The organism is Streptomyces sp. NPDC046215 (genome assembly GCF_040646215.1).
In the GTDB taxonomy this organism is placed as follows: Bacteria; Actinomycetota; Actinomycetes; order Streptomycetales; family Streptomycetaceae; genus Streptomyces; species Streptomyces stramineus.
In genome coordinates, this window is sequence record NZ_JBEYZW010000093.1 from 1 (window position 1) to 26270 (window position 26270).

The following is a 26270-nucleotide window of genomic DNA, read 5'->3' on the forward strand; positions in this document are numbered from 1 at the left end:
GAAGGTCGGCGCCTGGCCCGCCGTGTTCGCTGTGGCCGGTGGGGTCGCCCCCGCACCCCCAGGGACGATCAGGCCCGGCTCTCCACAACCCAGGAGGCGAGGGCGACCCCACCGGCCACAGCGAACACGGCGGGCCAGGCGCCGACCTTCTTGGCCAGAGGATGCGACCCGGCAAAGGCGGCCACGTACCCCCCGGTCAGCGCGGCAGCCTTGGGCCCGCCGACCTTGGCCGCCCACTGCCGAGCGGCCACACCCCCGACAACAGCAAGCACGGCCCCACCGAGGGGCCGCTGCTTGGTCCACCGGGCAAGGGCGTAACCGCCTACGAGCCCGCTTGCGGCTACTACAGACGTCGGAATCTCAGCCATCACCACTACCTCCGCATCAAGGACAACAACCTCACCCAAGCTAACTTCACGGGGGGTGCCGGCGGAGAGCAGGGCGGGAGCTGCGTCTCTGCAATCCCCTGGTGCCGAGGTTCTAGCGACTCGCGCGGGCCATCGTGCGCAGCTGGGAGACACGGGCGCGAACGGCGGCTCGGGCCTCGTCGAGCCGTTCCGCAGGCCGCGCGTCGCCGCGGCAGCCCCGGCACATACCGCCGGGAAGCGCCGCAGGGCGGCCGGGCACGCCGCAGCCAGTGCATTCCATGATCCGAGCGGCAGGCGGCGTGAGCGCGTACGCGGTACGGGAGGGCTCAGGCGGCATCCTGTCGATGAGCCTCTTGCGGGTGAAGGCGCCTGGGCAGTGGATGACGCCGGGAAGGCCGGCCGTGAGGATCCGCGCGAACTCCAGGGGTGTGACGCCCCGGGCGAACCACTCGGCGGCGAGCTCTTCAAGGGCGGCGCACTCGGCGGCGGAAAGTGTCAGACGAGGGTCGGAGCAGCCGAGGCTGGCCAGGGCGATGTACGCGGGGGAGCGCTCCTTCCGCGCGTTTTCCCGGACCGGTTCCTGAGCCGGGGACGCGCCCGGCGAGGGCGTGGGCTGCCGGGGGCAACGGGCCAGGAAGGTCTTCCACCAGGCATCATCGCGCGCGGTGCGGGAGAAGTACGAGCGGGACACCCACTGCGTACAGCCTTCGACGGGCTCCCTGAAGCGCCGCAGATGCCCGGCTGCGGAGAGGGCCTTGAGGGCGGAGGCCACGGCCTGCTGCCCATAAGCGGGAAGTTCCTTGGCGAGGGTCTTGATGTCGACGGCGGCGCCATCGGGAAGCCGGTCGATGTGAGCGGCGATGGCCGCCTCGCGGGCGGGCAAGTGAGCGAAGTCGACTCGAGAGCGCGGGGCTTGATCAGGAGCGGTTCGCTTGCCGTAGCCGGGGGCGGCCATGGGGGCAGGGGTAAGCTGGGCATCAGCCATGAGATCACTTTCTCTGATCTAGGTGGTCAGACCCCGGTTCGGTGTTGGTAGCACCGGCCGGGGTTGTTTGTTGAGCCGCACGCTACACAGCGACAGCATGGAGTGGCGAATCGGTTGCGGAAAGTCAACAGATGTGCTTTCGCGTGCGCATGCGCGAGCTGGGCGGGAGGGTGGGTTAACCCCGCCGCCCATTCCTTGCATGGGTCGCTCGGATCCCGACTCCCGAGTCTCGGGTTCTCAAACTCCCTGGCGGCGTCGCCTGATGGCGCCCACACGGTTGCCGAAACCCGAGCTTCGGGTGCAGCTGCCGGTCAGCGAGCTCCGCGGCTTCTCGTAGGCGAGCTGAACATTTCCCTTTGCCCGGGGCATGGTGTCCCAGGGCTAGCTGGGACTATCTCACCGCCGCGCGCAGTACAGCGCCGGCATCGTTGGGCATGCCGTATTCATGCAGTTGCAATGCGACAGACATCACCGCACGCTCTGACTGCTCACGGCCGAAGATCTGGATGGCTGCGTCAGCCAGCTGATCGTGGCGCTGTCGCAGAAGGACGAGCGACGCCGCACTCTCCAGTGGTGTCAGCACGTCAGTGGTCCCGTGCAGGAGGCTGAGGGCTGAGGACTCGTCCTCAGCCCACAGCTCAGCCACTCTCTGCGTGAGTTGCCTGGCGGCGGCAACGTCCGACGCGGTGTGCTGCCGGTCCCCCTTATCCGGGGGGACCGGCAGGTGTCCTGACGGTTCGCTGAGCGGCCAAGGCGCGGCCTGGCCGGCCTCCAGCTGAGACTGCCGGTCCTTGGCAGCCAGCTGATGGGAAGCGGCCCTGGTTTGGGCGTTCACGCACTCGTCTTCCAGTGCGGTGACCTTCTCTGTCAGAGAGGTGATCTGCTGACGGAGCGCCCTGCAGGAGCTGCAGCCGGTTTTCTCGGCAGCTTGGCGTAGCGCGAGGTAGTGAGACAGCGGTTTGATCCCCGCCGTATCTCCTGAGGTGAGCTTGGCCAGGGAGTGGAGGTTCTCTATGAAGTGGTGCGGTGCGGGCAGCCTGCCGCTGAGGTAACGGTGCACCGTGCTCGCGGCGATGCGGTACTGACAGTGGCTGGAGAGGAGCTCTGCCACCGTTCGGACCGGGGCAGTCGAAGGCTCCATCGACGCGTGAAGCTCAGAAAGGCCGTCAACAAGAGCCTTCCTGCCTGGCTGCAGGCCGCCATCGATCTCGACCCCCGTCTGACGGCGCCTTGGCATGGTTCATCCCCCACGGTTGCTCTGCCGGTGCGTGTTCACCAAGTGTGCAGGAGTGGTCTGTTGCGAACCCACACGCAACAAGAGTTTTCACTGGCTTTTCGTTTGATCATGCGCTGAAGTAGTTGCCAGATGGGCTCCGGGGGTGGCTGGCTCTAGGGCTGCCAGGGGAGTCCGCAGACACGATGAGCGGAGGCTCTACATGACGCTGCCGTCTTGGCGGGACGGAAAGTACGGGACCAAGGTGCGTGCGGCCCTGTGGCTGGAGTCCGAGGTGGGGGAAGGCAACATCTTCACCAAGGCGCAGTTGCGCGAAGCGTTCCCTGATGTGGCGCAGATTGACCGGCGAATGCGTGATCTCCGTGACCACGACTGGACGATCCACACGCGCCGTGAGGACCCTGCCCTCAAGCAGGAGGAGCAGAGGTATGTGAAGAAGGGGGCCGAGGTCTGGATCCCCGGCCAGGCGAAGACGCTCAAGACGAAGTCCAGCCTTACCGCATCTCAGCGGACCAAGGTCATGGTGTCCGACAACTTCCTCTGCCGGTCGTGTGGCATCGGTGCGGGTGAGTCCTACTACGACGGCGGGCAGGACTCCCAGCTCGACATCGCCCGGCGGAAGGTGGTTCTGGCAGACGGTTCTGTGCAGGTGCAGCTTGTTACCGAGTGCAACCGGTGCCGGGTTGGGGGCCGTGAACGTGAAGTCGACCTTGGCGCGGTGATCAGCCAGGTGAAGGCTCTCGCCCCCTTGGAGCGGAAGGTTCTCGCCACTTGGGTTGAGGCTGACGGCCGCAAGCCGAGTGCACTTGAGAAGTTGTGGGGCGTGTACCGGACCCTGCCGCAGGAGTCCCGGGAAGCCGTCAAGCAGGCTGCGGCCAACGAGGAAGAGTGAGCGGGGGAATCGGAATCATGCTGGGAGAGTTTGCACCGCCGCCGCGGGCACAGGAGTTCACCGAGCTGATCAAAGCGAGGCTGAAGGAAGCCCAGAGCAAGGGCGGCACCCGGGAGTCCGTCACGATTGACGTGAACGGTCAGGCGCTGTACGTCGAAGTGATCACCCTTCCCCTCAGCGGTCTCTACTACAACCCTGGGACTCACCGGATCCGGGCTCAGCGCAGCCATAAGCCGGAGCTGGAAAAGGCCCTCGAAAAGGACCCGTGGAGCGCCGAAAGCCAGGGCTACCTGCAGTTTCTGCTCCAGGCTGAGCCGGCGAACCCGGATCGCCGGGACGTCGACTTCGACAAGCTGAAGGACAGCCTGAAGGAGTTCGGCCAGAACGATCCCGGCCTGGTGACCCATCACGGCGTGCTCGTGAACGGCAACACCCGTGCTGCCGCCTTGCGGGAAAGCGGTGCGCAGACCATGCGCGTGGGCGTCCTTCCGGAGTCCTTCACCTGGGCGGACATCAACGCGGTGGAGCTGGCGCTCCAGCTGCGGAAGGACCACCGCCGCGACTACTCGTACATCAACCGCCTGCTGGCCATGGAAGAGCAGGCTTCGCTGGGACGTACGCCCGATGCGATCGCGAAGGATTTCCGCATCCGTCCGGCTACCTACCACCAGGAGCGGTGGATTCTGGGCACGATCCGGGAGCTGATCGAGCGCAGCAGGAGCGGGGGCGGCGTGGCTCTCCGGCTTGTCGACTTCGAGGACGACCAGGAGAAGCTGAAGGAGCTCCATCGCAGCTACGAGAAGCTTGCGGCAGTGGACCGGGACCAGGCGGAGGTGCTTAAGGAGATGCGGCTGGCCGCCATCCTCTTGGGGTTCTCCAAGACGGATGTCCGCCACATCGACGAGGAATTCCTGAAGAAGGACTATTTGGGGAGGGAGCTTCCGGAGGAGCTGAAGAAGACATCGGGCGCTGGCGAGCCGGAGGCTGTGTCAGTCCCCGGACTGGGTGTGACAGTTCCCGGGGCGGCTAAGGCCGTTGCCGCCGCGCGGGCCCTCAATGACCAGGTTCTCCGCGCTAAGGCTTCCGCCCGAAAGCCGGAAAACGACCCGTTGGGCTCGCAGGACGGTACTGCGCAGGCGCTCTTTGACCAGGCGAAGGGCGCCTTCGATAAGGCAATCGACTCTGCGGGCCGAGACGCGCGGGTGAGGAAGCGGAAGCAGCTTGCCCCGGCACGGCTTGCGGATGCCTGCGCTGACATTGACCAGTGCCTGGTGGATCTGGTCCAGGCCCGCGCCTCCCGGACTCTCGACGAGGAGGCGTTCGATGAGGCCGTCCTGAAGCTCAGGGAGAGCCTTCGCAAACTCGCCCAGCAGGCCGGCCGTGGTCTTGCCCACCCGGGCGACGGCGTCTCGTGGCTTATCGATGCCGCAGTCGTGGAGGTTTCCTGATGGCCGAGTCGGCCGCAGAAACGTCCTTGCGCCTCTCGTTCGACGAGTCGCGTACGAAGGTCATCCTGCGCACCACGGATGACTACCGCGAAGACCTGGTCCAGCTGGCTGCCCGTTTTCGTACGGGCGGCCAGCTCGGCCCGCTGGCTGTGTCGGTGGACATCGATGACCTGCTCGCGCAGCTGAACGCGATCAGTGCCTGGCCTCACCACACGGGTGTGGAGTGGGACCCGGAGCTGCGCGAGCTTGTGCTCGGCATTCTCCAGGATGCCGATGCCGTCAAGAAGCGTCTTGAGGCTCCCGACCAGGCGCTGGAAGTCTCGCCAGACGACGTTCCAGGCATGCTCGGGGACGGCTGGAAGGCTGAGCTGAACGGCTTCCAGCGTCGTGACATCGCCAAGCTTCTTTCGCTTCAGCACGGTGCGAACTTCAGTGTCCCCGGTGCCGGCAAAACCCGTGTAGCCCTTGCGGTGTATGCCGCTCAGAAGGCACAGGGAAAAGCGAGCAGACTGCTCGTTGTCTGCCCCAAGTCGGCCTATGAGTCCTGGCAATACGAGACTGGAGCATGCTTCGTCCACGCGCTGCGGCCGTGGTTCCCCGACGGCCCGCATGACCCGTTCGCTGAGGTCCTGATCGTCAATTACGAACGCTTGGACCGCTCGCTGGGCATGCTGGCGGCTTGGCTCCAGGCAGCGCCTTCCATGATCATCCTTGATGAGGCGCACCGCATGAAGCTGGGGGCACGCGGCACCTACGGAGCGGCCTGTATGGCGCTCGGTCCGCTTGCGCGCCGACGGCTGATCCTGACGGGTACGCCAGCCCCGAATGGGCCGAAGGACTTGGAAAACCTCCTGGGCTTTGTGTGGCCGGGACACGGTCAGCGGTCTGTGGTGCAGGCTGTGGCAGGAGGGGATCTCCGGCACGCCAGCACTGTGCTGAGGCCACTCTTCACCCGGACGACCAAGCAGGAGCTGGGGCTGCCTCCGATGGAGGTGCATGTGCGCTACGTGGACATGCCCAGCCTGCACGCGGAGATCTACAGCTCTCTGGTAGCCGGGATGAACAACGGGGCACGTGATGATCTCAGCACGCTCGGTAAGTCGGCCCTCCGTCTCCTGATGGCCGCGACGAGTCCAGCGCTCCTGCTGGAAGGGGCTACCCAGTACGAGCCCCTGGCTTATCAGCTGCCGCCTCTTGAGATACCTCAGGGTGACTCGCTGTTCACTCTTCTGCAGGATCTTCCTGACTACGAGCTGTCTCCCAAGTACCAGGAGGCCGTCGCGATTGTTGCCGCGAACGCGGCACAGGGGCGTAAGACGCTGGTGTGGACGACGTTCGTGCGGAGCTTGACGACGCTGCAAAAGCTGCTGGAAGCGTACGGGCCAGCGGCTGTTTATGGAGGGACCCCCGACCGCGAAGAGCAGATCCGGCGCTTCCGGGAAGACCCCAGCTGCATGGTGCTGATCTCCAACCCAGCGACCTTGGGTGAGGGCATCAGCCTGCACCATGTGTGCCACGACGCTGTCTACGTGGACAGGGACTTCATGGCCGGCCGCTTCCTGCAGAGTCTCGACCGCATCCACAGGCTGGGCCTGGACCCCAGCGCTGAGACACGGGTCACTGTGCTCGCCGCCCGCAACACGATCGATCAGGTGGTTGAGGTGCGCCTGGACCAGAAGCTGGAGTTCATGGGCAAGATCCTCGACGACCCCTCCGTGCAGCAGCTCTCTGACCTGCAGGAGGAGCCTTCGGTGGCTGCTGGCCTTGCGCCGAGTGACATGGCGGCTCTGCTGCAGCATGTGGGTATTGGCTAGCCGCATGGTACGAGCGCTGGACCTGCCCTGGGCGGCGAAACCCTAGGCTGGGACACTCCTGGGTGCGAGATGGCTGTTGTCTCATGCTGTCTCTGCGAAACTTGAGCAACTGCTTACGTCGCACCCAGGAGGAGCCCGCCGTGACCGCCGGCACAGAAGAATCCCAGCCGTTGACCTCGATCGAGATCTGCGCTGGTGCTGGCGGACAGGCCGTCGGCCTGCACAACGCCGGTTTTCGCCACCTTGCGCTCCTGGAGATCGACAAGTTCGCGAGCAAGACGCTGCGCACGAATGTGCGTGACCATCCGGATTGGGCAGGCTGTGAGGTCATTGAGGGCGACGTCAAGGATGTCGACCCGTTCGGCCACGAACAGCTCGTAAAGTTCGGCCTGAAGCCCGGAGAGCTGGACCTTCTTGCTGGTGGAGTGCCCTGCCCTCCGTTCTCTGTCGCTGGTCGGCAGCTGGGGGCGGAAGACGAGCGTGATCTCTTCCCCAGGATGCTCGAACTGGTGGATCAGCTTCGGCCGAAGGCGGTGATGATCGAGAACGTCAAGGGCATCCTGGAGGCGAAGTTCGAGGGCTACCGCGACCAGATCGTCGCCGAGCTGGAAGGGTACGGCTATGACTTCTGCGGCTGGGAGCTGATTGAAGCTTGTCGTTACGGAGTTCCGCAGCTCAGGCCCCGAGCCATTCTTGTCATGATCGCCAAGGAGTTCACCGCTGATGTGAAGTTCGAGTGGCCGGTAGGCGACGACAGCATCGTCAGCGTGGCGGACGCACTCGCAGAGACCATGCAGGAGCGGTGCAAGCCCTATGGCCCCAGAGGGCAGGACGTCTTCGACAAGTGGTTGAAGAAGGCCCAGGGCCGCGGCACCGAAGCACCGACGCTCGTCGGCGGCTCCAAGAAGCACGGTGGAGCCGATCTTGGGCCTAGCCGGGCTAAGGCTGCGTGGGCTGCGCTGGGTGTCGATGCGATGGGCGTCGCCAACGACCCCGAAGAGTGTGTTCCTGACCGCGACCTCTTCAGGGAGAACGGACCGATGCTCACAGTGGAGCAGGCCGCGATCATCCAAGGCTTCCCGCGCCATTGGAAGTTCGAGGGCGGGAAGACCGCCCGCTACCGCCAGGTCGGCAACGCCTTCCCGCCGCCCGTCGCGGAAGCCGTGGGCCGGGCCATCGCCGCAGTCCTCCGGCCCGAGGCGCCTGGCCTTTCGGCAGAAGGCATCGTGAGCGACGGCCAGGAACTACTCCCGGCTGCCCGGCGCGGAGCCGAGCTCGGCTCGACGGCGGAGGACCGTAGCCGCGATCTTCAGGCTGCAGTCCTCTGAAGGCTCGTGCTCCCAGAACCGGAGCACCACCCACCCTGCCGCGATAAGGCGCGCGTCCGTATCCCGGTCGCGCGCCATGTTGCCGGCGACCTTGCCTGACCAGTAGCCGGGGTTTGTCCGGGGCGCTACGTAGTGCTCCGGGCACCCGTGCCAGTAGCAGCCGTCGATGAATACGGCGACCTTCGCTGGGCGGAAGACGAGATCGGCTGTGCGGCGCAGGTCCGGCAAAGGTCTCGCGGCCACCCGGTAGCGCAGCCCCTGGGCATGTACCAGCCGCCGGATCAGCTGCTCCGGCTTCGTATCCCGGCTGCGGATCGCCTGCATGTTGCGGCGACGGGCTGCTGACGAGGCCCAGGAGCCTTCGGGAGCGGTCCACTCGGTGTCATCGGGCACAGGTCCGAGGGTAGTGCCGATCGCAAGCGAGCCGCCGCTCAGCGACGCCATCCCACCCCGTACTGCCCCCCCTGCGGCCCCCACCCCTGAGCCGCATACGCCCGCGGTACCGCCCCCGCCGCCTGGGCCAGTGCCGGCTGGGCCACGTGTTTGCGTTGCCAGAGGTGGTGGAGGAGCTCCTGCTCGCGCGCCGTGAAGTCGTTCGTCACCGTGCCGTGGTGGGCGCGCTGGCGGAGGAACGCCAGGGACGTCGCGAACGAGATGTACTCCGCCACCGCCCGGGCCGCCGCCGGGCCCCCCGTGCGGCGGGCCAGATCGCGGGCTATGCCGCGGGCCCGCATCGAGGACAGGGCGATCGGTTCCGGCGGGGTGAGCCAGCCCGCCGCCTGGTAGGCGGGGAGGTAGGTGCGGACGGTGCGGAGCTCGTTCTGGCGGGACCAGATCGTCAGCCACGTCAGAACCCCGAACACCGGCACCATGAACAGGGTGTAGACGGCGAGGAACCCGAACGCCGGCAGGCTCGCGGAGCCGTTCCAGACCGCGTGCAGGACCATCGCCGTCAGCAGTGCGGCGACCGGTACGAGGACGCGGCGAACGCGGCGGTGCGGGGCCAGGGTCGCGGCTATGCCGAAGCCCAGGCCCGTCATCGCCGTGAAGAGCGGGTGGGCGAACGGCGAGAGCAGCACGCGGATGAAGAACGTCGCCGCCGTCGTCGAGCGCAGTCCCGAGTAGCCGAAGCTCTGGTCCGAGGCGAAGGCGTTGCCCAGGTAGAGGATGTTCTCGGTGAACGCAAAGCCCGTGGCGGTGAGGCCGGCGATCACGACGCCGTCGACGATGCCGTGGAAGTCACGGCGCCGGTAGAGGAACAGCAGCAGCACCGCGGCGGCCTTCGCGCTCTCCTCCACCACCGGCGCGACGAACGTGGCGCCCCAGGTGTCCGCGTCGGCGTCCTGCGCGGCCTCGACGTTGCTCAGGAGCCACTGCGTGGCGTAGCCGTTGGCGAGGATGGCCAGGAGCGTGGCCGCGCAGGCCCCCCACGCGAAGGCGAAGATCAGGTTCCGCCAGGGCTTCGGCTCGACCCGGTCCATCCAGCGGAACGCCGCCACCAGCAGCGGAACGGGCAGCACCGCCAGGCCGAGCCCCACGAGGAAGCCCTCGGTTCCGGTCTGCTCGCGCACCAGGGCGAGGATGACCAGGCCGCACAGGGCGAGCAGCAGGATCAGCGCACCGGCGCGCATCGCCTTGTTGTCCCACAGGGGACGGCGCGGCTTGTAGTGCCGGCCCGCGGGCGCGGGCAGTGCGGCGAAGTTCGGCTGCTGCCCGGAGACGGGCACCGGCCCGGCTATCGGCTGCTGGTGGGACGGGGACTCATGCACCCGATGACCCTAACGAAGGGCCGCATCGGGCAGGGGACGGTTTTCCGCCCACCCCGCCCACCCCGTCCCCGCGCGCCCGAAGGACTCGGCCCCGCCCGTCGGCTACCGCTCCCGCCGCTTGAACATCAAGTCGTGCACCACGTGGCCCTTGTCCAGGCCCTGCCCCTCGAACCGCGTCAGCGGGCGGAACTCCGGACGCGGCGCGTAGCCGCCGTCCGGCTGGGTGTTCTCGAAGTCCGGGGCCGCGGAGAGCACCTCCAGCATCTGCTCCGCGTACGGCTCCCAGTCCGTCGCGCAGTGCAGCACCGCGCCCGGGGCCAGGCGGGTGGCGGCCAGCGCCAGGAACTCCGGCTGGATCAGCCGCCGCTTGTGGTGCCGCTTCTTCGGCCACGGGTCCGGGAAGTAGACGCGCAGGCCGGCCAGGGAATCCGGGGCCAGCATCTCGCGGAGCAGGATGATCGCGTCGCCGTTGGCGACCCGGACGTTCTTCAGGCCGTTCCGCTCGGCGAGGGCGAGGAGATTGCCCTGCCCGGGGGTGTGCACGTCGCAGGCGAGGATGCCGGTGCCCGGGTCCGCCGCGGCCATCTGGGCCGTGGCCTCGCCCATGCCGAAGCCGATTTCCAGGACGACCGGCAGCCCGGGGGCGTCGAACAGCTCCCCGAGGTCCAGGCGGCGCATGCCGTCGACGTCCAGGCCCCACTGGGGCCAAAGCCGGCGCAGCGCCTCGCCCTGGCCGGTGGTCACCCGGCTGCGGCGCGGCTGGAACGAGCGGATGCGCCGCTCGTGGTGCGAGCCCGCCGGATCCGGCGCCGGGCCGTCGGGGAACATCGGCTCCCGCCTGCGGGCGTCGGAGGCGGGACGGGGCACTGGGGTGGGGGCATGATTCTCGGACACAGTGCTCCAATTCTACGGGCGTGTCGACGGCCGGAGCCGGGGGCGAGCGTGACCGCTCCGGCCAGGGCCGTGCAAGGGCCGCACCAGGCCTTACTCGGGCCTCACGAGGGACTCCCGGCGTCTCGCCCCACTCCACCTCACCCCACTCCAGCTCACCTCATCGCCGTGAGCACCCGCCGCGCCACTTCCCGCCCGATCGGCAGCGAAGCCGTCGCCGCCGGTGACGGCGCGTTCAGCACGTGCACCACACGAGGGGACTCGGCGAACAGGAAGTCGTCCACCAGCGTGCCGTCCGGCAGGACCGCCTGGGCGCGCACCCCCGCCGGGGCGGGTATCAGATCCCGCGCGCTCACCTCCGGCAGCAGCCGGCGGACCGCCTCCGTGAAGGCGCGCTTGGACAGCGAGCGCCGCACCTCGCCCGCGCCGTACCGCCAGTGGCGGCGGGCGAGGTGCCAGGAGCCGGGGTAGGCGAGCGTCCCCGCCAGCTCCCCCGGGCGTACGGTGCCGCGGTGGTACCCCTCGCGGGCGAGCGCCGGCACGGCGTTCGGCCCCAGGTGGACGCCGCCGTCGATGCCCCGGGTGAGGTGGACGCCGAGGAAGGGGAACGCGGGATCCGGCACGGGATAGACGAGACCGCGCACCAGCTCCGCGCGCGCCGGCGACAGCTCGAAGTACTCCCCGCGGAACGGCACGATCCGCATGCCCGGGTCGTCACCCGCCAGCCGCGCGACCTCGTCGCTGTACAGCCCCGCGCAATTGACCAGCGCCCGCGCGCGCAGCACCTCGCCCAGGGACGTCCGCACCGCGACCCCGGACGCCCGCCGCCCGATCTCCCGCACCCGCGCCCCGTACCGCACGGACGCCCCCGCGTCCTCCGCGAGGCGGGCCAGCCGGGCGGCCACCGCGCCGTAGTCGCACACGCCCGTCGTGCCGACGTGGATGGCGCCCAGGCCCCGGACGTGCGGCTCGTACTCGGCTATCCGTGCGGGGCCCAGCTCCCGCACGGGGATGCCGTTCTCCCGGCCGCGCTGGACCAGCGCGTGCAGCCTCGGCAGCTCCGCGCGCTCCGTGGCGACGATCAGCTTGCCGGTGACCTCGTACGGCAGGCCCTGCTCGGCGCAGAACTTCACCATCTCCGCCGCGCCCCGCACCGCGAACCGGGCCTTGAGCGAACCCGGCCGGTAATAGATGCCGCTGTGGATCACACCGCTGTTGCGCCCGGTCTGGTGGAGCGCCGGCCCCGGCTCCTTCTCCAGCACGACGACGCTCGTGCCGGGCGCGGCCCGCGTGATCGCGTACGCCGTCGACAGGCCCACGATCCCGCCCCCGACCACCAGCACGTCGCAGTCGTACGCCTTCACCCCATCACCTCCCCGCGCCGGCCGGTCATCCGCGGCCGAGCACCCCGCGTTCCCAGCGCCTCACCCACGTCCCCATCATGACCTGCGCCACTGACAACGGGTCGAAACCAAGGTCAACGCGGGGATCACGCCGGGAAGATCACACTGCGGACGGTCGCAGCGGACGCGGGCGACGGCAACCGGAACAGCAGGCGGCGGGGGAGGGAAAAGAGGACGAAGACAGAGAGAAAGGGGCAGCTCATGCGCGAACAGAGGCCAGAGAGCGGAGCGGCGCCAATCCGGGAGCAGAAGAGCAGGAGAGCAAGGCGGCACCGCCACCCCTCACTGCCTCAGCGCCGGCACCGCCGCCCCTGACCGCCTCAGCGCCGGCCCCCCGCCCCCACCCTCACCCCAGCGACACCAGCAGCGGCCGTGCCCGCTCCCGCAGCTCGACCACGCGCGGCTCGTCCCCGTACGGCTCCAGCCGGTGCAGCAGATCCCGGACGTACTCGGTCGTCCGCACCGAGGAGATCCGCCCCGCGACCTCCACCGCCCGGGTGCCGGCCGCGCACGCCGCGTCCAGATTGCCCGACTCCAGCTCGGCGACCGCCGAGACCACCAGCCGCAGCCCGTGCGAGCGCACGAACTCCTCCGTGGGGCGGGACAGCGCCTGCTCGGTGAAGCGCTGCACCTGCCGCGGCATCCGCAGATCGCGGTAGCACTCGGCGGCGTCGGCCGCGAACCGCTCCTGGGTGTAGAAGTCCAGCCAGCCCGGATCCGGATCGCCCGTACGCGCCCGCTCCAGCCACCCCTCGGCGGCCTTGAGCGCCGCCCCGCAGGCCGGTGCGTCCCCGGCCTTGGCCTGGGCCCGCGCCTCGACCAGCCGGAAGAAGCTCATCGTGCGGGCCGTGGCCAGGCCGCGGTTGCGCTCCAGGGCCGCCTGCGCCAGGTCCACGCCCTCGTCGGCGAAGCCCCGGTAGGTGGCCTGCAGGCTCATCGAGGCCAGGACGTAGCCGCCCAGCGGCACGTCGGCGGCCGCCCGGGCCAGCCGCAGCGCCTGGATGTAGTAGCGCTGGGCGGCCTCCTGCTGGCCGGTGTCGAAGGCCATCCACCCGGCGAGCCGGGTCAGTTCGGCGGTGGCGCCGAACAGGGAACGGCCCACGTCGTCGCTGTAGGAGCCGAGGAGCAGCGGCGCCGCGTCCACCCGCAGGCACTCGGGGACCATCGACGAACGCCAGTCGCCCCCGCCGTACTTGGAGTCCCACCGGCGGGCGTCGTCCGCGGCCTCCCGCAGCTTCGTCACATCGCTGTGGCCCACCCGCTGCGGCGCCCCGCCGTCGGATCCGGTGCCGCCGTCGGACCCGGTGCCGCTGTCGGCCTCCTTGGCCGCCTGGTGGGCCTCCCGGGCGACGGAACTGTCGGCGGGGGTTATCAGCCAGCGGGACGCGGGCGTGGCATAGGCGCTGACGGAGAAGGATCCGGCCAGGCTCTGCCAGATGCCGCCGCCCCCGCGCCGACCGGCGAGATCCAGCCTGTACAGCTCCGTCGCGGACCGCACGGCCTGGCCGACATCGCGCGGGAAGGACAGCCCTACCTCGGGCGCCGGATCGGCGTCCGCGAGGCCGATCTCGTGCAGGGGCACCGGCCGGCCGAGCTTCCCGGCGATCGCGGCGGCGATCAGATGGGGGGCCGCGCCCTGCGGCACCATGCCCTTGGAGACCCATCGGGCGACGGACGTCTTGTCGTAGCGAAGTGTCAATCCGCGCTGCGCACCGAGGTCGTTGACCCTGCGCGCGAGACCGGCGTTACTGATCCCGGCGAGGATGAGGACGGTGCCGAGCTTCTCGTTCGGCCCGCGTGGCTCCCTGGACATGCGCACCCCTCGGCGACGGCGACGCCCGCCCCGGCATAGGCACGGGGCATTCGTAAACCCAGCGTAGTTCCCCGGATCCCGACCGTTAAGAGGGGTTGTCCCGGATGGCGAGATTCTGGCCCGTGCGGACGTGCACGGAGGGGCACGTGCTCCGGTTGTGTGTGGCTGTGCGCCCACCGTGCGCTCTGTACGCGCCAACGGGCAAGCGCTTCCATGGAAGTTGCGTGGGTTGGCCCGCTGCACTGGATCCAGTGGGCTGGGGGAGCCGTCGCCTCATTCCCCGCGGGCGGCGGACGAGTCCGGGAGGCGGATCATCCGCCTCCCGGACTGTCGCGTGCGAACCCCCGCGGTCCGAAGCACTCCGTGAACGCGCCCCCGTGCCGCGCCCGCACCCGACATTGGCCGGAACTCGCCAGTGGGCAAGGCGAGATGGCGCCCCGAGCGCCGAAGAGGAACGGACGGCGGCGCGTCCTCCCACAGCGGTTCGGCGCGAGCGCGCCGCAACGCGCCGTACGCGCACGCATCGCCCCCCGGCGCGCCCGCCCGTGGCAGCATGGCCCTGCAATGAGCATGGCGGCCGGCCGCGCCCCGGGAACTCCGGCCCACGGCGCCCTCAGGGCGGCCACCCCGGCGCGGTGTTGTGGCAATTCACCCCACTATCAGGTGGGTTGGAGAGAAGACGCGGCCACAGTGTGGCCAATGTGTCGTCCCTTTCGCTGCCGCAACGGGCCGCTCACTGTGCATGATGACTGCACCTGTTGGTGGTCCACAGCCTGTGGAGGCGGCAATGCGCTGGTTGGTGGGGTGGAGCAGCACCGCCTCAGGGGCCGGTCCGCGTCCCGCCCCCTACGACGACCCCGGACACCTGGAGACCCCCACCGTCCACCCCGTGGGCGCCCACCTCCTGTGGGGCGACCCGGCCCCCCTCTGGGCCGTCGGCGACTGGCGCCCCGACGAGGTCCGCGTCATCCGGACCGACCCCGGCACCCGCCTCGCCGTCCTCGGCCGCTGCGGCGCGCGCGACGACGAACTGCGGGTCGGCCTCACCGCCGCCCGCGGCGGCGCGCTCCGGCACCTGACGGCGTGGCCGGGCAGCTACACCGCCGTCGCCCAGGTCGGCCGCCGCATCACCGTCGCCGGCGACCTCGCCGGAGCCCGGCCCGTCTTCCACACCGCCTGGGCCGGCGGCACCGCCTACGCCACCGCGGCCCTCCCGCTCGCCGACCTCATCGAGGCCCAGCTCGACATCGGCCACCTCGCCGCGCTCCTCGCCTGCCCCGACTCCCCGGAGGCCCTCGGCGACGGCACCCCCTACGTCGGCGTCCGGCGCGTACCCCCCGGCCACGCGCTCGTCCTGCGCGACGGCGCCCGCGACGTCACCGGCTACGAACCCACGGCCTCGCTCGCGGTCGCCGCACCCCAGATGGCCCCCGAGAAGGCCGTCGAAGGCATAAGGGACGCCCTCGTCGAGGCCGTACGGACCCGCCTCGCCGCCCCCCGCCACGCGCCCGACGGCGGATTCGGCGACCTCGACCCGGGGCCCGTGCCGGGCATGGGCCCCGCGCACCGCCGCGCCGCACGCGGCGCCCCCGCCCCCGGCATCGGCGCCGACCTCTCCGGAGGCAGCGCCTCCGCCACCCTGGCCCTGCTCGCCGCCGGACTGCCCGGCGTCCCCGGCACCCCCCTCGGACACGGCACCGGCGCGGGCGAGCGCCTCCTCGCCGTCACCTTCAACGACCTCGCCGCGGACGGCGGCGCCGCCTACGACGCCGAGCTCGAACGGGCCGGCGCCATGGCCGCCAACCCCCGGCTGCACCACGTGGTCGTCGCCGCCGGCGAGGAAGCCCTCCCCTACGCCGACCTGGCCGGCGGCCCGCTCACCGACGAGCCCGGCCCCTCCCTCGTCACCGCCGAGCGCCACCGGCGGCGGCTCGCCGCCGGCAGCGCCGACCACCTCGTCGGACACGGCGCCCGCCAGGTGCTGGACGCCCACCCCGCCCGCCTCGCCGACCTGCTGCTGGACCGGCGCCGGCGCCACCTGCTGCGCCCCGTCTCGGCGCTCGCCCGCGCCGACGGGCCGTCCGCCCAGTCCCTCTTCGTGCCCTTCACGGTCTACCGCGCGGCTCGCCGGCTGGCCCGCACCTCCTACCGGGAGGGCCTGGAGGCCGCCGCCGGGCAGCTGCTCGCGCCGGGGTTCCCGGCCGTGGACGACCGGTCGCCCGTGGCCCCGCCGGGCCCCGGCGGGGCCGTCGACGCCTCGCTCGCCGCCCTCACCTGGTGCAGACCGGGCCCCGCCGCGCGCTGGCTGACGGGCGAGGCGCTCGCCGAAGTATCGGTTCGTCTCCAGGCCGCCGCGGTCCGCCCGCAAGGGCTCCTCCAGCGGCCCGGGGAACGCCGCGCCGCCGCCGCGCTCGCCCGCCACGCCGCCGACCACCGGGTCCTGGAGCAGGCCGCCGAGGTCCGCAGCCAGCGCCTCCACGCCCCCTTCCTCGACAACCAGGTCGTACGAGCCTGCCGCGCGCTTCCCGAAGCGCTCCGCGTGCAACCGGGGGCGCGCGCCTCCGTCCTGCGCGCGGTCCTCGCCGGGTCCGGCGTCCGCGAGCTGCCCCCCGGGTGGGGCGCCACCTCCCACGCCTCGCACGCCGCGGCCCTGCGTGCGGGCCTGAGGGTCTCGGTGAAACCCCTGATGGAGCTCTTCGACGCGCCCCTGCTGGCGGACGCGGGCCTCGTCGAGGCCAGGGTCGTACGGGCCGCCCTGCACGCGGCGGCCGACGGCCGCCCGCTGCCGCTCGACGGCCTGGCCGAGCTGGTCTCCACCGAGGTGTGGCTGCGCCGCCTCCTCGCCCGCCGCGGCACCTGCTGGACGGGCTCGGCGGCCCCCCGCCGGCGAGCGGTGGCGGAAGGGGTGACGGGAGCGGCCCCACGACCGTCCCTGTGAATCCGCCGGCCCTGACGATCGCTGTGCCGGACGACCGATCGCTGTGCCGGACGACCGACCGCTGTGCCCGGTGATCGCGGTGCTTGACGACCGTGGTGTCCGACGAGCGGGCCGGCGCCGTCAACCGCAGGTGATCTCCGCCCGCGCCCAGTCGGCCACCGCGAAGGTGCCCATGGCGGAGCCCGGCTCCACGACCAGCCGCATCGTCCGGTACCCCGACAGCGGGACGTGCACGGGCACCGCCGCCTCCCCGCCCCGCACCACCCCCGAGCTCCACAGCCGCGTGTCGCCCCCGTAGACGGAGAACCGGAGCGCGCCGAGCCCGAGCGTCATGTCGTCCACCCCCACCACGGCGTCGTAGGCGGTGCAGGACCGGTTCAGATCGATCGTCACCGAGGACGACGCGTGCGCGCTCACGCCATGGCGGTACGCCACCCCGCCGATCCGCAGCCCGTGCCGCTGCCACAGCCAGCTCCCGCCCAGCCGCACCTCGGGCCCGGTGCCGTCCCCGAGGCCCGCGTACGGCAACTGGGCGACCCGGAAAGCGGCCGGCGGAAGGGGCGGCGGAGTGGGCGTGGGGCTCGGGGGCGGCGCGGGGGGCGTGGGCTTCGGAAGAGGGGGCACCGGAGCAGTCGACTGGCCGGGGGACGGCGTGTCCCGGGGCGGCGCCGGTGTCGGGGTGGGCCTGGGGCTCGGGGACGGCACCGGACCGCGCGAGCTCACCGGTCGGGGTTCGGGCGGCGGTTCCGCCACGGGCTTCGCGGACGGCGTGCGCACCGGAGCGGGCACGACCGGCCCCGCCGTGACCTTGGCCTGCGGCTTCTTGGCCGGCGCCGGGGAGTGCCCCATCAGGGCGTACGCGGCCACGGCACCGGCCGCGACCACCGCGCCCGCCGCGATACCGATCTTCGCCGGTGCCCCCAGCCCCTCACTCGCCGCCGCACCTCCGGCCCCACCGCTCGCACCGGAACCGCCCGCGCCGCCACTCGCGGCGGCGGCCGCACCGGCCCCCGCCGCCGTGCCCGCGCCCGCCGCACCGGCCGCCAGCCCCGCCACGGCCTTGACCGAGAACCCGGCGGCCAGCCAGCCGATGACCGCGACCGGGAGCAGCGCCCGCAGCCGCGCGTTGACATCCGCGACCTCCAGCGCCGCGCTCCGGCACCGTGAGCACTCCTCCAGGTGTTTGCGCAGCCCCCGCTCGGCCCGCATCCGCAGTCCGCCCCGCGCATAGGCCCCGAGCCGGTCCGCGTACCGCGCGCAGTCCCCGCCCGAGGTCAGCGACGTGTGCACGTGCGCCTGCAGATAAGCCTGCTTCAGCCCCTCACGCGCCCGGTGCGCCAGCACCGCCGTCGCGTTGGCCGTCAGCCCCAGCAGCGGCGCGACGTCACTGGGCGACTCCTCCTCGACGGTGGTGTGCCACAGCACCGTCTGCCAGCGCTCCGGGAGGCTGCGGAACGCGCGCACCGCCAAGGAGTGCTCGGCCTCGCGCATGGCCAGCACGTCCGCGCCCAGGTCGAGGGTGTCGTCGTCCGCGGCGACGGACGCGCGGGCCGCCGACGCGGCGAAGACCGCGAAGTCCTCGACCAACTGCTCCCGGCGGGTGGTCCGCGCCCATGCCGCCGCGACCCTGCGCACCGTGGTCAGCAGATACGCCCGCACCGCCGTATTCGGCCCGGCGCCGCCCCGGACGGCCTGCAGGGTGCTGGCGAAGACCTCGTTGGTCAGGTCCTCGGCGGTGTGGTCGTCCCGGCAGCAGCTCCGGGCGTAGCGGCGGACCGCCCGCGCGTGCCGCCGGTAGAGCTCCTCGTACGCCTCGCTCTCACCGGAGCGCATCCGCACGACCAGCTCGGTGTCCGAAGGCGGCACCGCGGCACCGGCGCCCTGAGCACCGCCCCGGTCTCCGCCGGAGCCGGAACCCTCTTCGCCCCGGCGCCGGCCGTGCCCGTGCCGCTGCCGAGGGACACTCGGCACCTCACCAGGGGAGTCCGGGCCCGCCCCGGAGGGACCTGCCCGGCCGGGCGCGCCGGGAGCGGGCGGCGAGTCCGACCGCTCACTCCCGCGTGGTTCTTCCCGGCCGTCAACACCCATGGCGGAGGCCCTTGTACACGCCGATACACCCGAACACGGAGTCAGCGTGACACGGTGCCGACCGTCATCACCCCCGCATGCGCGATAACCACTCGTCCGGGGCGTCTTCACGCACCTGGAGCAAGGGAAGTCACCCGAACGGGGAAGGCTGATGGAACGCGCCCGAGGACGACCCGGGCGCGCCCTTTACGGAATGTCACCGGTGTGCGGGCCCGCGAGCCCGCACACCCACGTGCCGAAGGCTTACTCCGCCGGCCGCGACCGCAGGCCCTCCAGCAGGATGTCCAGCAGCCGCGAGGACGCCGCCGCCTGCTGCACCGCGTCCGGCAGCGAAGGAGCCGCCGTCGCGATGACCAGCAGCACATCCGCGACCGTTACGTCCGGGCGCAGCTGACCGGCGGCCCGTGCCCGGTCGACCAGCCGGCCGACGACCTCCAGCAGTGCCGCCGCCCCGGCGTCGTCCCGCTCCGGAGCAGGAGCCGACCGCTGCTCGACCAGCCGCAGCTCGTGCAGCTGCCCACCGGTCGCCCCCGGCTGCCGCTGCTGCGGCACCCGGGCCTCGATCCGCTCCGCGTTATCCGCGTTCTCCGCGTCGACACCGACCCGCAGCACCTGCGGCGGCAGCAGCCGGCCCGCGCCCGAGGCCACCGACGTGCGCAGGAACCGGGAGAGAGCCGACCACGGCTCGTCCTCCTGGCCGAGCGCCGTCCGCGCCTGCTCGGTCAGCCTGGCGGTCTCCTCCTCGGCTATCCGCCGGACCAGCACGTCCTTGCTCGGGAAGCGGCGGTAGACCGTGCCCACCCCCACCCGGGCCCTGCGCGCCACGTCCTCCATGGGCGCCCCGTACCCCAGCTCGCCGAAGACCTCGCGAGCCGCCCGCAATACATGTTCGAGGTTGCGCTGGGCATCCACGCGCAACGGAGTGCTCCGGCCACTGTTGGCGTCGACGGACGCGACAGCAGTCGACCAATGAGAGCCCTGAATGTGCATATGTGTTCCCCCGGTTATGACGTCTCCCCCCGGAGACTCCCCGCCCTGACTGCCGGGGCACGTCTCTGACACCCCGACGGAGTACGAACATAGTTGAGCCCCGGTCAAGAAAGAAGGGGTAGTTCCGCACAGGCCGTCCCCGATTGGAGTACGAGCCCCGCTCGCCCCGCTCCCGCACCACCGCGCGACCCCACCGCAGCGGCCCTGACCTGCACTGCTTTCCCCCGAGCAGGAGCCCTCCCGACGGAAGGATCAGCTCCGCGGACAGTCATACATTTCGCAGGGCCTGTGGACAAACTCCCGGAGCCGGTGCGTCATGGGAGGGAGCTGTGCTTGCCCGGGACACCCCGGCACCTCCGGCCGGACACCCCGGCCGGGCGCCTTCGCGAGGTCGGTGAGCGCGCCGGTGACGGCGGGTACGCCACGGATCGCGAAGGCGGCAAGGACGGCAAGGACGACGAGGAGGGGCCTTGGTGAAGGAACCGGCGCGCATTCTGATCGTCGGCGGCGGCTACGTCGGGATGTACACAGCCCTGCGCCTCCAGCGGAAGCTCAAGCGCGGCGAGGCGCACGTCATCGTGGTCGACCCCGAGCCGTACATGACCTACCAGCCCTTCCTCCCCGAAGCGGCGGCCGGTTCGATCTCCCCCCGGCACGTCGTCGTCCCCCTGCGCCGCACCCTGTCGAAGTGTCAGGTCGTCATCGGCGAGGCCATGGCCATCGACCACGCCAAGCGGACCGCGACCGTCAGGACACTCGCCACCCGCGAGGACGGCACGGGCGCCCTGGAGGTCCACTACGACGAGCTGATCCTCGCCCCCGGCTCGATCTCCCGCACCCTTCCGGTCCCCGGCCTCGCCGACTACGGCATCGGCTTCAAGACCGTCGAAGAGGCCATCGGGCTGCGCAACCACGTACTCGAACAGATGGACATCGCCTCCTCCACCCGCGACCCGGCCGTCCGCGACGCGGCCCTCACCTTCGTCTTCGTCGGCGGCGGCTACGCGGGCGTCGAAGCGCTGGCCGAGCTGGAGAACATGGCCCGCTACGCCGCCCGGTACTACCACAACATCGAGCCCGACGACCTGAAATTCATCCTCGTCGAGGCGTCCGGGCGCATCCTCCCCGAAGTGGGCGAGGAGATGGGCCGCTACACCCTCCGCGCCCTCCGCGGCCGCAACATCGACGTACGCCTCGACACCCGCCTGGAGTCCTGCGCGGACCGGATCGCCGTGCTCAGCGACGGCGCGCGCTTCCCCACCCGCACCCTCGTCTGGACCGCGGGCGTCAAGCCGCACCCGATCCTCGCCGCCACCGACCTGCCGCTCAACGAACGCGGCCGCCTCAAGTGCGCGGCGACCCTGGCGGTCGAGGGCGTCGAACACGCCTGGGCCGGCGGCGACGCGGCGGCCGTCCCGGACCTCACGGCCGGAGAGGACGGCAAGGAGTGCGCCCCCAACGCCCAGCACGCCGTCCGCCAGACGAAGGTCCTCGCCCGCAACATCCTCGCCGCCCTGCGGGACCAGCCCCTCCAGGAGTACAAACACAAGTACGTCGGCTCCGTCGCCTCGCTCGGCCTCCACAAGGGCGTCGCCCACGTCTACGGCAGGAAACTCAAGGGCTACCCCGCCTGGTTCATGCACCGCGCCTACCACCTCAGCCGCGTCCCCACCTTCAACCGCAAGGCGCGCGTCCTCGCCGAATGGACCCTCACCGGGCTGTTCAAACGTGAGATCGTCTCGCTCGGCTCGCTGGAGAACCCGCGCGCGGAATTCGAACTCGCCGCGGACACCGGACGCCGTCCCGACGCGAGTTGAGCCAGGTCATGGGCGCACGGACGGCGGCGGGAACGCCTCCACGGGCCGCGACGTCTGACGGATGTCAGTCCGGTCGGCCACACTGGTCGTGTGACCATGGGTGGGCTCGTCCCTGCGAAGCGTGACAATGACGAGGATTCGGACGTTTGCAGCATTCCCCCGGGGGTCTGCCCCCGCACCGCCAACCGCGGCCCCGCGCCGGGCGCGCGGCTCAGCCACCCCACGTCGCCGAGCTGGACCGGAACGACCCCGCGAGGTAATCCTCTGTGAACTTCACCCGCTGGAGCGCCCGGCTCCCCGGCACCCAGCGCCGAGCCGCCGCGCGCACCGCCCGCGACCGTACCGAGCGCGCCGAGCGCACCCCCGCACCCCCACCGTCCGCCCCCGCGGCCGGCGGCTCCGTACCCGCCGCCCGCGCCGAAGCCACCCCGCCCACGAGCCCCGAGCCCGGCCCCGCGGCGGGCACCGGGCCCGAGCACCCCGTCCCCACCCTCGACGGCCTCTCCGTCCACGACATCCTCGGCCAGGTCCCCGCCCTCGTCGCCGTCGCCTACGGGCCCGACCACCGCCTCGCCTACGTCAACGACGCCTACGCCGCCCTCTTCGGCCCCCGGACGCCCGGCGCCCCCGCCCGCGAGGCCCTCCCCGAGCTGACCGAGCTCGGCCTGCTCCCCCTCATGGACCAAGTGCTGCGCAGCGGCAAGCCCCGCACGGTCAAGTCCCGCCGCGTCACCACCGACCCGGCGGCCCCGCCCCTCACCCCCGACACGCCGCCGGACACCGAACCCGACACCGCCCGCCACGGCTACTACACCTTCACCTGCTCCCCGATCACCGTCGACACCACCGGCGCCACCCGGCCCGGCGTCCTCGTCTTCGCCGCCGACGTCACCGACCAGGTCGAGGCCGCCGAGCGGCTGCGCGCCAGCGAGCGCCGCCAGCGCGAGGCGGCCGTCACCCTGCAGCGGAGCCTCCTCCCGCAGGAGCTGGAGCAGCCCGACGACCTCCGCGTCGCCGCCACCTACCAGCCCGGCGGCAAGGACACCGCCGTCGGCGGCGACTGGTACGACGTCATCACCCTCGGCGCCGGCCGCACCGCCCTCGTCATCGGCGACGTCATGGGCCGCGGGGTCCGCGCCGCCGCCGTCATGGGCCAGCTCCGCACCGCCGTCCGCGCCTACGCCCGCCTCGACCTGCCGCCCCACGAGGTCCTCCAGCTCCTCGACGGGCTCGCCTCCGAGATCGACGCCACCCAGATCGCCACCTGCGCCTACGCCGTGCACGACCCCAACGAGGGCCGCCTCGTCCACGCCTCGGCCGGCCACCTCCCGATCCTCGTCCGCGACCCCGACGGCACGGTCCGCCGCGCCGCCGAGCCCACCGGCCCGCCCCTGGGCACCGGCGGCTGGCTGCACAGCTCCGGCTCCATGGCCCTCGGCCCCGGCTCCAGCGCCGTCCTCTACACGGACGGCCTCGTCGAGCGGCGCGACGAGGACATCTACGAGGGCGTCGCCGCCCTGGAGCGCGCCTTCGCCGGCGCCACCGGATCACCCCAGGTCATGTGCGACCGCCTCATCCGGGCCATGGGCGTGACCGCCGACCACGACGACGACGTCGCCGTGCTCGTCCTCCAGCACCCCGCGCGCACCGGCCACGACGCGGAGCTCTTCCACAACGCCGCCCTGGAGCTGCTGGGCGGCGTCGAGGCGGCACCGCGCGCGCGGGCCTTCGCCTCGGGCGTCCTGGTCAGCTGGCGCTTCCCCGTCGAGCTGCGCGACCTGGGCGTGCTGGCCGCCAGCGAGCTCGTGGCCAATTCCCTCCAGCACGGCACCCCGCCCATGCGGCTGCGGCTGCGCCGCACCGACCGCCGGCTGATCATCGAGGTCACCGACGGCGATGACCACCTGCCGCGCCGCCGCCGCGCCGAGCCCGTCGACGAGGCCGGCCGCGGCATCTCGATCATCGCCACCATCGCCTCCTCCTGGGGATCCCGCCGCACTCCGGGCGGCGGCAAGGCCGTGTGGTGCGAGTTCGCCCTGCCGTCCGCACACTCGTGACGCCGCACACCCAGGACAAAGCGCCGGTGGCCCGGAACCTGTGGTTCCGGGCCACCGGCGCTCGCCGTGGGCGTCCTACTTACTTCGTCCCGCATATGACCCGCAGATAGCCCGCATAGAAGAGGAGCGGTTCAGACGGTCACAGCCGTCCGCTCGCTCTCCCCGACCCGGGCCGGGACGGCCGCGACGGCCTCGGCACGGGCCCGCAGCGGATTGTCCTGCGCGGGGGTGAGCCGACGGCCCATCCGCAGGGCGAGCACACTGATGCCGAGCGAGCAGACGATCAGCATGGCTATGTACGCGACGTACATCCCGCCACCGGCCATCAGACCGCCCACTGCGGGGCCGATCGCCAGCGCCAACTGTTTCACCAGGGCGAACGCGGAGTTGTACTGTCCGATCAGCCGTGCCGGAGCCAGGTCCGCCACCAGCGGAGCCATCGTCGGCGACAGCATCGACTCGCCTATCCCGAAGAGCGCGTACGTGGAGATCAGCAGCGCCGTCGCGACACCGTGCGCCCCCGGCACGAGACCGGACACCCCGGCCGCCACCCAGGCCACCGTCCAGACCACCCCGACCAGCGCGATCACCCGGCTGCGCCGCCGCCGCTCGACCAGCTTCAGGACGACGAACTGCGCCAGCACGATGGCCGCCGTGTTCGCGGCCAGGGCGATACCGAGCGTCGCGGGCGAGATCCGGGTGACCTCGACGGCGAAGGCCGCGAGCCCCGATTCGAACTGCCCGTAGCAGGCGAAGAACATCACGAAGCCCAGCCCGCACAGCTGCACCATGGCCCGGTCCGCGAGCAGCGTCCGCCACCCGCCCTTGGCCGCCTCGTCGGTCGGGACGGCGTCCTCGACCTTGGGCACCTTCGGCAGGCGCACGGTCGCGATGGCGGCACCCAGCACCAGGAACATCACCGACTCGATGGCGAACAATCGCACGAAGCTCGACGGGTTCGACACGTCCACGAGCTGGCCGCCCAGCAGACCACCGACGCCCAGACCCAGGTTGTTCAGGAAGAACTGCATCGCGAAGGCCCGCGACCGGGTGCTCGGCGTCGAGCACCACACGATCATCGTGGCCAGCGAGGGCTGGATCACCGCGATACCCGCACCGAGCGCGGCCGCCGCGGCGATGACGAGCGACTCGCTGTCCGCGAGCCCGAGCCCCATCGAACCGATGGCGGCCGAGACCGTACCGACGACGGCGACAGGCAGCGGACCCCGCCGGTCGATGGCCCGACCGGTGAGCGGCAGCACGACGAGCGCGGCCACGGCGAACGTCGCGAGCACGATGCCTGCCGTGCTCGCGCCGAGATCCCGCACCTGAGACACATAGATGAACAGGAACGGGACGGTGAAGCCATTGCCGAACGCGCTCAGCGCGTTGCCCAGCTGGATCCGGCGCAGTGCTGCGCCCATCGCGGTGGTCACACTCACCTACCTAGGTCGAAGAGAGGTTGATCAAGAGGAGGGTTCGAAGCGGAAGCGGAGAGTCCAGCCCTGAAGACTTCAGCTCTCTAAACTTCGAAGCTAAACAGTACACATCAAAGGGCTTTAACGCCAATCACTCGTGTCATACTGCGGCCCATGGCTGACACCCCCGGCGCACCCGAGCCGAGCCTCGACGAACAGATCGCCGCCTACCAGCGCGAGTTCCAGGACCTTGATCCGCAGGTGGAGAAGGTCGTCTCGGCCCTCAGCCGCCTCAACCGACGCATGAACGTCGCGTACGGGCGGCAGACGGCGGAGCTCGGCATCAGCAACTCCGAGTGGGAGGTCCTCAAGGCCCTCGTCCTGGCCGGCGACCCCTACCGCATGGGCCCCGGCGACCTCGCCAAGCGCCTCGGCCTCACCCCGGCCGCGATGACCCACCGCATCGACCGCATGGTCGCGGAGGGCCTGGTCACCCGGGAGCGCGACGAGAACAACCGGGTCCGCGTCATCGTCGGCATCACCGAGGACGGCCGCGCGAAGTGGCTCGAGGCGATGCGGATGGCCACGGTCTTCGAGGAGGACCTGCTTCAGGACCTCTCGGGCGACGAGCGCGGCAGGCTGGGCGAGATGCTGACCCGCCTTCTGCGCCGAGTGGAGGAGGCCCAGCCCGACGCCGGCGGCCGCCTCAACGACCTCGACTGACGACCTTGACACCCATGTGGCCCATGGGTAATGTTCTCCGGGTTGCCACGGAGACCTCACGGTCCAAGTGGCGGCCACTCACGCCGCACCGGCGGCAATCTCTACTGCACGGCCCCTTAACGGGATGGATTTCGGCGTGCCGGAATTCGCTCGGCGGCTCCGATTAGGAGCCGGCAGGGAAATCCGCTAAAGTAGTGATCACGCCGGAAGGCGCGAAACAAACCCCGCTCCAGCAGGGGGCCGGAAATGGAATCCGAACCGGAAACGGAACGGAAAACGGATCTGGTAAGGTTG

The 26270-nt window shown here is 71.2% G+C and carries 21 protein-coding genes; 10 read left to right on the forward strand and 11 right to left on the reverse strand.

Annotated features, from left to right (window positions below):
* Nucleotides 1–68 precede the first annotated feature (68 nt).
* The 3 genes from ABZ951_RS28610 to ABZ951_RS28620 form a co-directional block, all read right to left on the reverse strand.
* On the reverse strand, nucleotides 69–368 hold the full coding sequence (locus tag ABZ951_RS28610; protein WP_344094812.1) for a hypothetical protein: 300 nt from the start codon (nucleotides 366–368) through the stop codon (nucleotides 69–71).
* Between the two features lie 112 nt (nucleotides 369–480).
* Nucleotides 481–1353 carry a hypothetical protein gene (locus tag ABZ951_RS28615; RefSeq protein WP_344094798.1) on the reverse strand — a complete coding sequence of 291 codons (873 nt, stop codon included), beginning with the start codon at nucleotides 1351–1353 and terminating at the stop codon, nucleotides 481–483.
* A gap of 391 nt (nucleotides 1354–1744) precedes the next feature.
* A complete protein-coding gene (locus ABZ951_RS28620) occupies nucleotides 1745–2464 on the reverse strand; it encodes a hypothetical protein (protein WP_344094796.1) in 720 nt (239 codons plus the stop codon).
* 36 nt (nucleotides 2465–2500) lie between these two features.
* Between ABZ951_RS28620 and ABZ951_RS28625 the strand changes: the two genes are divergently transcribed.
* The 5 genes from ABZ951_RS28625 to dcm all read left to right on the forward strand — a co-directional run bounded on the left by ABZ951_RS28625 (nucleotide 2501) and on the right by dcm (nucleotide 8069).
* Entirely contained in the window at nucleotides 2501–2707 is a 207-nt protein-coding gene (locus ABZ951_RS28625) for a hypothetical protein (RefSeq protein ID WP_344094794.1), read from the forward strand.
* Between the two features lie 82 nt (nucleotides 2708–2789).
* Entirely contained in the window at nucleotides 2790–3479 is a 690-nt protein-coding gene (locus ABZ951_RS28630; protein WP_344094792.1) for a hypothetical protein, read from the forward strand.
* 17 nt (nucleotides 3480–3496) lie between these two features.
* Nucleotides 3497–4927, forward strand: coding sequence for a hypothetical protein (locus tag ABZ951_RS28635; RefSeq protein ID WP_344094790.1), 1431 nt, complete (start codon nucleotides 3497–3499; stop codon nucleotides 4925–4927).
* Nucleotides 4927–6741 carry a DEAD/DEAH box helicase gene (locus ABZ951_RS28640; RefSeq protein ID WP_344094788.1) on the forward strand — a complete coding sequence of 605 codons (1815 nt, stop codon included), beginning with the start codon at nucleotides 4927–4929 and terminating at the stop codon, nucleotides 6739–6741. The genes ABZ951_RS28635 and ABZ951_RS28640 overlap by 1 nt, the downstream gene beginning before the upstream one ends.
* Nucleotides 6742–6881: 140 nt before the next feature.
* Nucleotides 6882–8069, forward strand: coding sequence for a DNA (cytosine-5-)-methyltransferase (gene dcm, locus ABZ951_RS28645; RefSeq protein WP_344094786.1), 1188 nt, complete (start codon nucleotides 6882–6884; stop codon nucleotides 8067–8069).
* On the opposite strand, the gene ABZ951_RS28650 is transcribed toward dcm, so the two are convergent.
* The 5 genes from ABZ951_RS28650 to ABZ951_RS28670 form a co-directional block, all read right to left on the reverse strand.
* The gene (locus tag ABZ951_RS28650; RefSeq protein WP_344094784.1) at nucleotides 7986–8462 is read right to left on the reverse strand and encodes a very short patch repair endonuclease; all 477 of its coding nucleotides are present in this window, start codon (nucleotides 8460–8462) and stop codon (nucleotides 7986–7988) included. The two genes, dcm and ABZ951_RS28650, sit on opposite strands and share 84 nt — an antisense overlap.
* A 38-nt stretch (nucleotides 8463–8500) precedes the next feature.
* A complete protein-coding gene (locus ABZ951_RS28655; RefSeq protein ID WP_344094810.1) occupies nucleotides 8501–9760 on the reverse strand; it encodes a PrsW family intramembrane metalloprotease in 1260 nt (419 codons plus the stop codon).
* Between the two features lie 180 nt (nucleotides 9761–9940).
* Nucleotides 9941–10666 (reverse strand): tRNA (guanosine(46)-N7)-methyltransferase TrmB, encoded by a 726-nt coding sequence (trmB, locus tag ABZ951_RS28660; protein ID WP_344094808.1) that lies wholly within the window; start codon nucleotides 10664–10666, stop codon nucleotides 9941–9943.
* Between the two features lie 218 nt (nucleotides 10667–10884).
* On the reverse strand, nucleotides 10885–12093 hold the full coding sequence (gene lhgO, locus ABZ951_RS28665) for an L-2-hydroxyglutarate oxidase (protein ID WP_344094782.1): 1209 nt from the start codon (nucleotides 12091–12093) through the stop codon (nucleotides 10885–10887).
* A gap of 385 nt (nucleotides 12094–12478) precedes the next feature.
* Nucleotides 12479–13945 (reverse strand): MFS transporter, encoded by a 1467-nt coding sequence (locus ABZ951_RS28670; RefSeq protein ID WP_344094780.1) that lies wholly within the window; start codon nucleotides 13943–13945, stop codon nucleotides 12479–12481.
* A 787-nt stretch (nucleotides 13946–14732) separates the two neighbouring features.
* Between ABZ951_RS28670 and ABZ951_RS28675 the strand changes: the two genes are divergently transcribed.
* On the forward strand, nucleotides 14733–16883 hold the full coding sequence (locus ABZ951_RS28675; protein WP_344094778.1) for an asparagine synthase-related protein: 2151 nt from the start codon (nucleotides 14733–14735) through the stop codon (nucleotides 16881–16883).
* 120 nt (nucleotides 16884–17003) lie between these two features.
* Here the strand turns inward: ABZ951_RS28675 and ABZ951_RS28680 are convergent, their stop codons facing one another.
* Together ABZ951_RS28680 and ABZ951_RS28685 are read right to left on the reverse strand one after the other, a co-directional pair.
* Nucleotides 17004–18971: a sigma-70 family RNA polymerase sigma factor gene (locus tag ABZ951_RS28680; RefSeq protein WP_361281030.1), complete on the reverse strand. Its 1968-nt coding sequence runs from the start codon at nucleotides 18969–18971 to the stop codon at nucleotides 17004–17006.
* A 243-nt stretch (nucleotides 18972–19214) separates the two neighbouring features.
* Complete coding sequence (locus ABZ951_RS28685) at nucleotides 19215–19961, reverse strand: helix-turn-helix domain-containing protein (RefSeq protein WP_344094774.1); 747 nt, start codon at nucleotides 19959–19961, stop codon at nucleotides 19215–19217.
* A gap of 333 nt (nucleotides 19962–20294) precedes the next feature.
* On the opposite strand from ABZ951_RS28685, the gene ABZ951_RS28690 reads away from it, so the two are divergent.
* The 3 genes from ABZ951_RS28690 to ABZ951_RS28700 all read left to right on the forward strand — a co-directional run bounded on the left by ABZ951_RS28690 (nucleotide 20295) and on the right by ABZ951_RS28700 (nucleotide 23835).
* Complete coding sequence (locus ABZ951_RS28690; protein ID WP_344094771.1) at nucleotides 20295–20438, forward strand: hypothetical protein; 144 nt, start codon at nucleotides 20295–20297, stop codon at nucleotides 20436–20438.
* On the forward strand, nucleotides 20432–21778 hold the full coding sequence (locus ABZ951_RS28695) for an NAD(P)/FAD-dependent oxidoreductase (RefSeq protein WP_344094769.1): 1347 nt from the start codon (nucleotides 20432–20434) through the stop codon (nucleotides 21776–21778). The genes ABZ951_RS28690 and ABZ951_RS28695 overlap by 7 nt, the downstream gene beginning before the upstream one ends.
* 266 nt (nucleotides 21779–22044) lie before the next feature.
* Nucleotides 22045–23835: an ATP-binding SpoIIE family protein phosphatase gene (locus ABZ951_RS28700; RefSeq protein WP_361281032.1), complete on the forward strand. Its 1791-nt coding sequence runs from the start codon at nucleotides 22045–22047 to the stop codon at nucleotides 23833–23835.
* 131 nt (nucleotides 23836–23966) lie between these two features.
* Here the strand turns inward: ABZ951_RS28700 and ABZ951_RS28705 are convergent, their stop codons facing one another.
* The gene (locus ABZ951_RS28705; protein WP_344094806.1) at nucleotides 23967–25271 is read right to left on the reverse strand and encodes an MFS transporter; all 1305 of its coding nucleotides are present in this window, start codon (nucleotides 25269–25271) and stop codon (nucleotides 23967–23969) included.
* 156 nt (nucleotides 25272–25427) lie between these two features.
* Between ABZ951_RS28705 and ABZ951_RS28710 the strand changes: the two genes are divergently transcribed.
* Nucleotides 25428–25976: a MarR family transcriptional regulator gene (locus ABZ951_RS28710; RefSeq protein WP_344094765.1), complete on the forward strand. Its 549-nt coding sequence runs from the start codon at nucleotides 25428–25430 to the stop codon at nucleotides 25974–25976.
* The last annotated feature ends 294 nt before the right edge of the window (nucleotides 25977–26270 follow it).

Coding starts and splice junctions, on each gene's coding strand:
- ABZ951_RS28610 (WP_344094812.1), bottom strand. CDS start 368: ATGGCTGAGATTCCGACGTCTGTAGTAGCCGCAAGCGGGCTCGTAGGC.
- ABZ951_RS28615 (WP_344094798.1), bottom strand. CDS start 1,353: ATGGCTGATGCCCAGCTTACCCCTGCCCCCATGGCCGCCCCCGGCTAC.
- ABZ951_RS28630 (WP_344094792.1), top strand. CDS start 2,790: ATGACGCTGCCGTCTTGGCGGGACGGAAAGTACGGGACCAAGGTGCGT.
- ABZ951_RS28635 (WP_344094790.1), top strand. CDS start 3,497: ATGCTGGGAGAGTTTGCACCGCCGCCGCGGGCACAGGAGTTCACCGAG.
- ABZ951_RS28640 (WP_344094788.1), top strand. CDS start 4,927: ATGGCCGAGTCGGCCGCAGAAACGTCCTTGCGCCTCTCGTTCGACGAG.
- trmB (WP_344094808.1), bottom strand. CDS start 10,666: ATGTTCCCCGACGGCCCGGCGCCGGATCCGGCGGGCTCGCACCACGAG.
- ABZ951_RS28670 (WP_344094780.1), bottom strand. CDS start 13,945: ATGTCCAGGGAGCCACGCGGGCCGAACGAGAAGCTCGGCACCGTCCTC.
- ABZ951_RS28675 (WP_344094778.1), top strand. CDS start 14,733: ATGCGCTGGTTGGTGGGGTGGAGCAGCACCGCCTCAGGGGCCGGTCCG.
- ABZ951_RS28680 (WP_361281030.1), bottom strand. CDS start 18,971: ATGGGTGTTGACGGCCGGGAAGAACCACGCGGGAGTGAGCGGTCGGAC.
- ABZ951_RS28685 (WP_344094774.1), bottom strand. CDS start 19,961: ATGCACATTCAGGGCTCTCATTGGTCGACTGCTGTCGCGTCCGTCGAC.
- ABZ951_RS28710 (WP_344094765.1), top strand. CDS start 25,428: ATGGCTGACACCCCCGGCGCACCCGAGCCGAGCCTCGACGAACAGATC.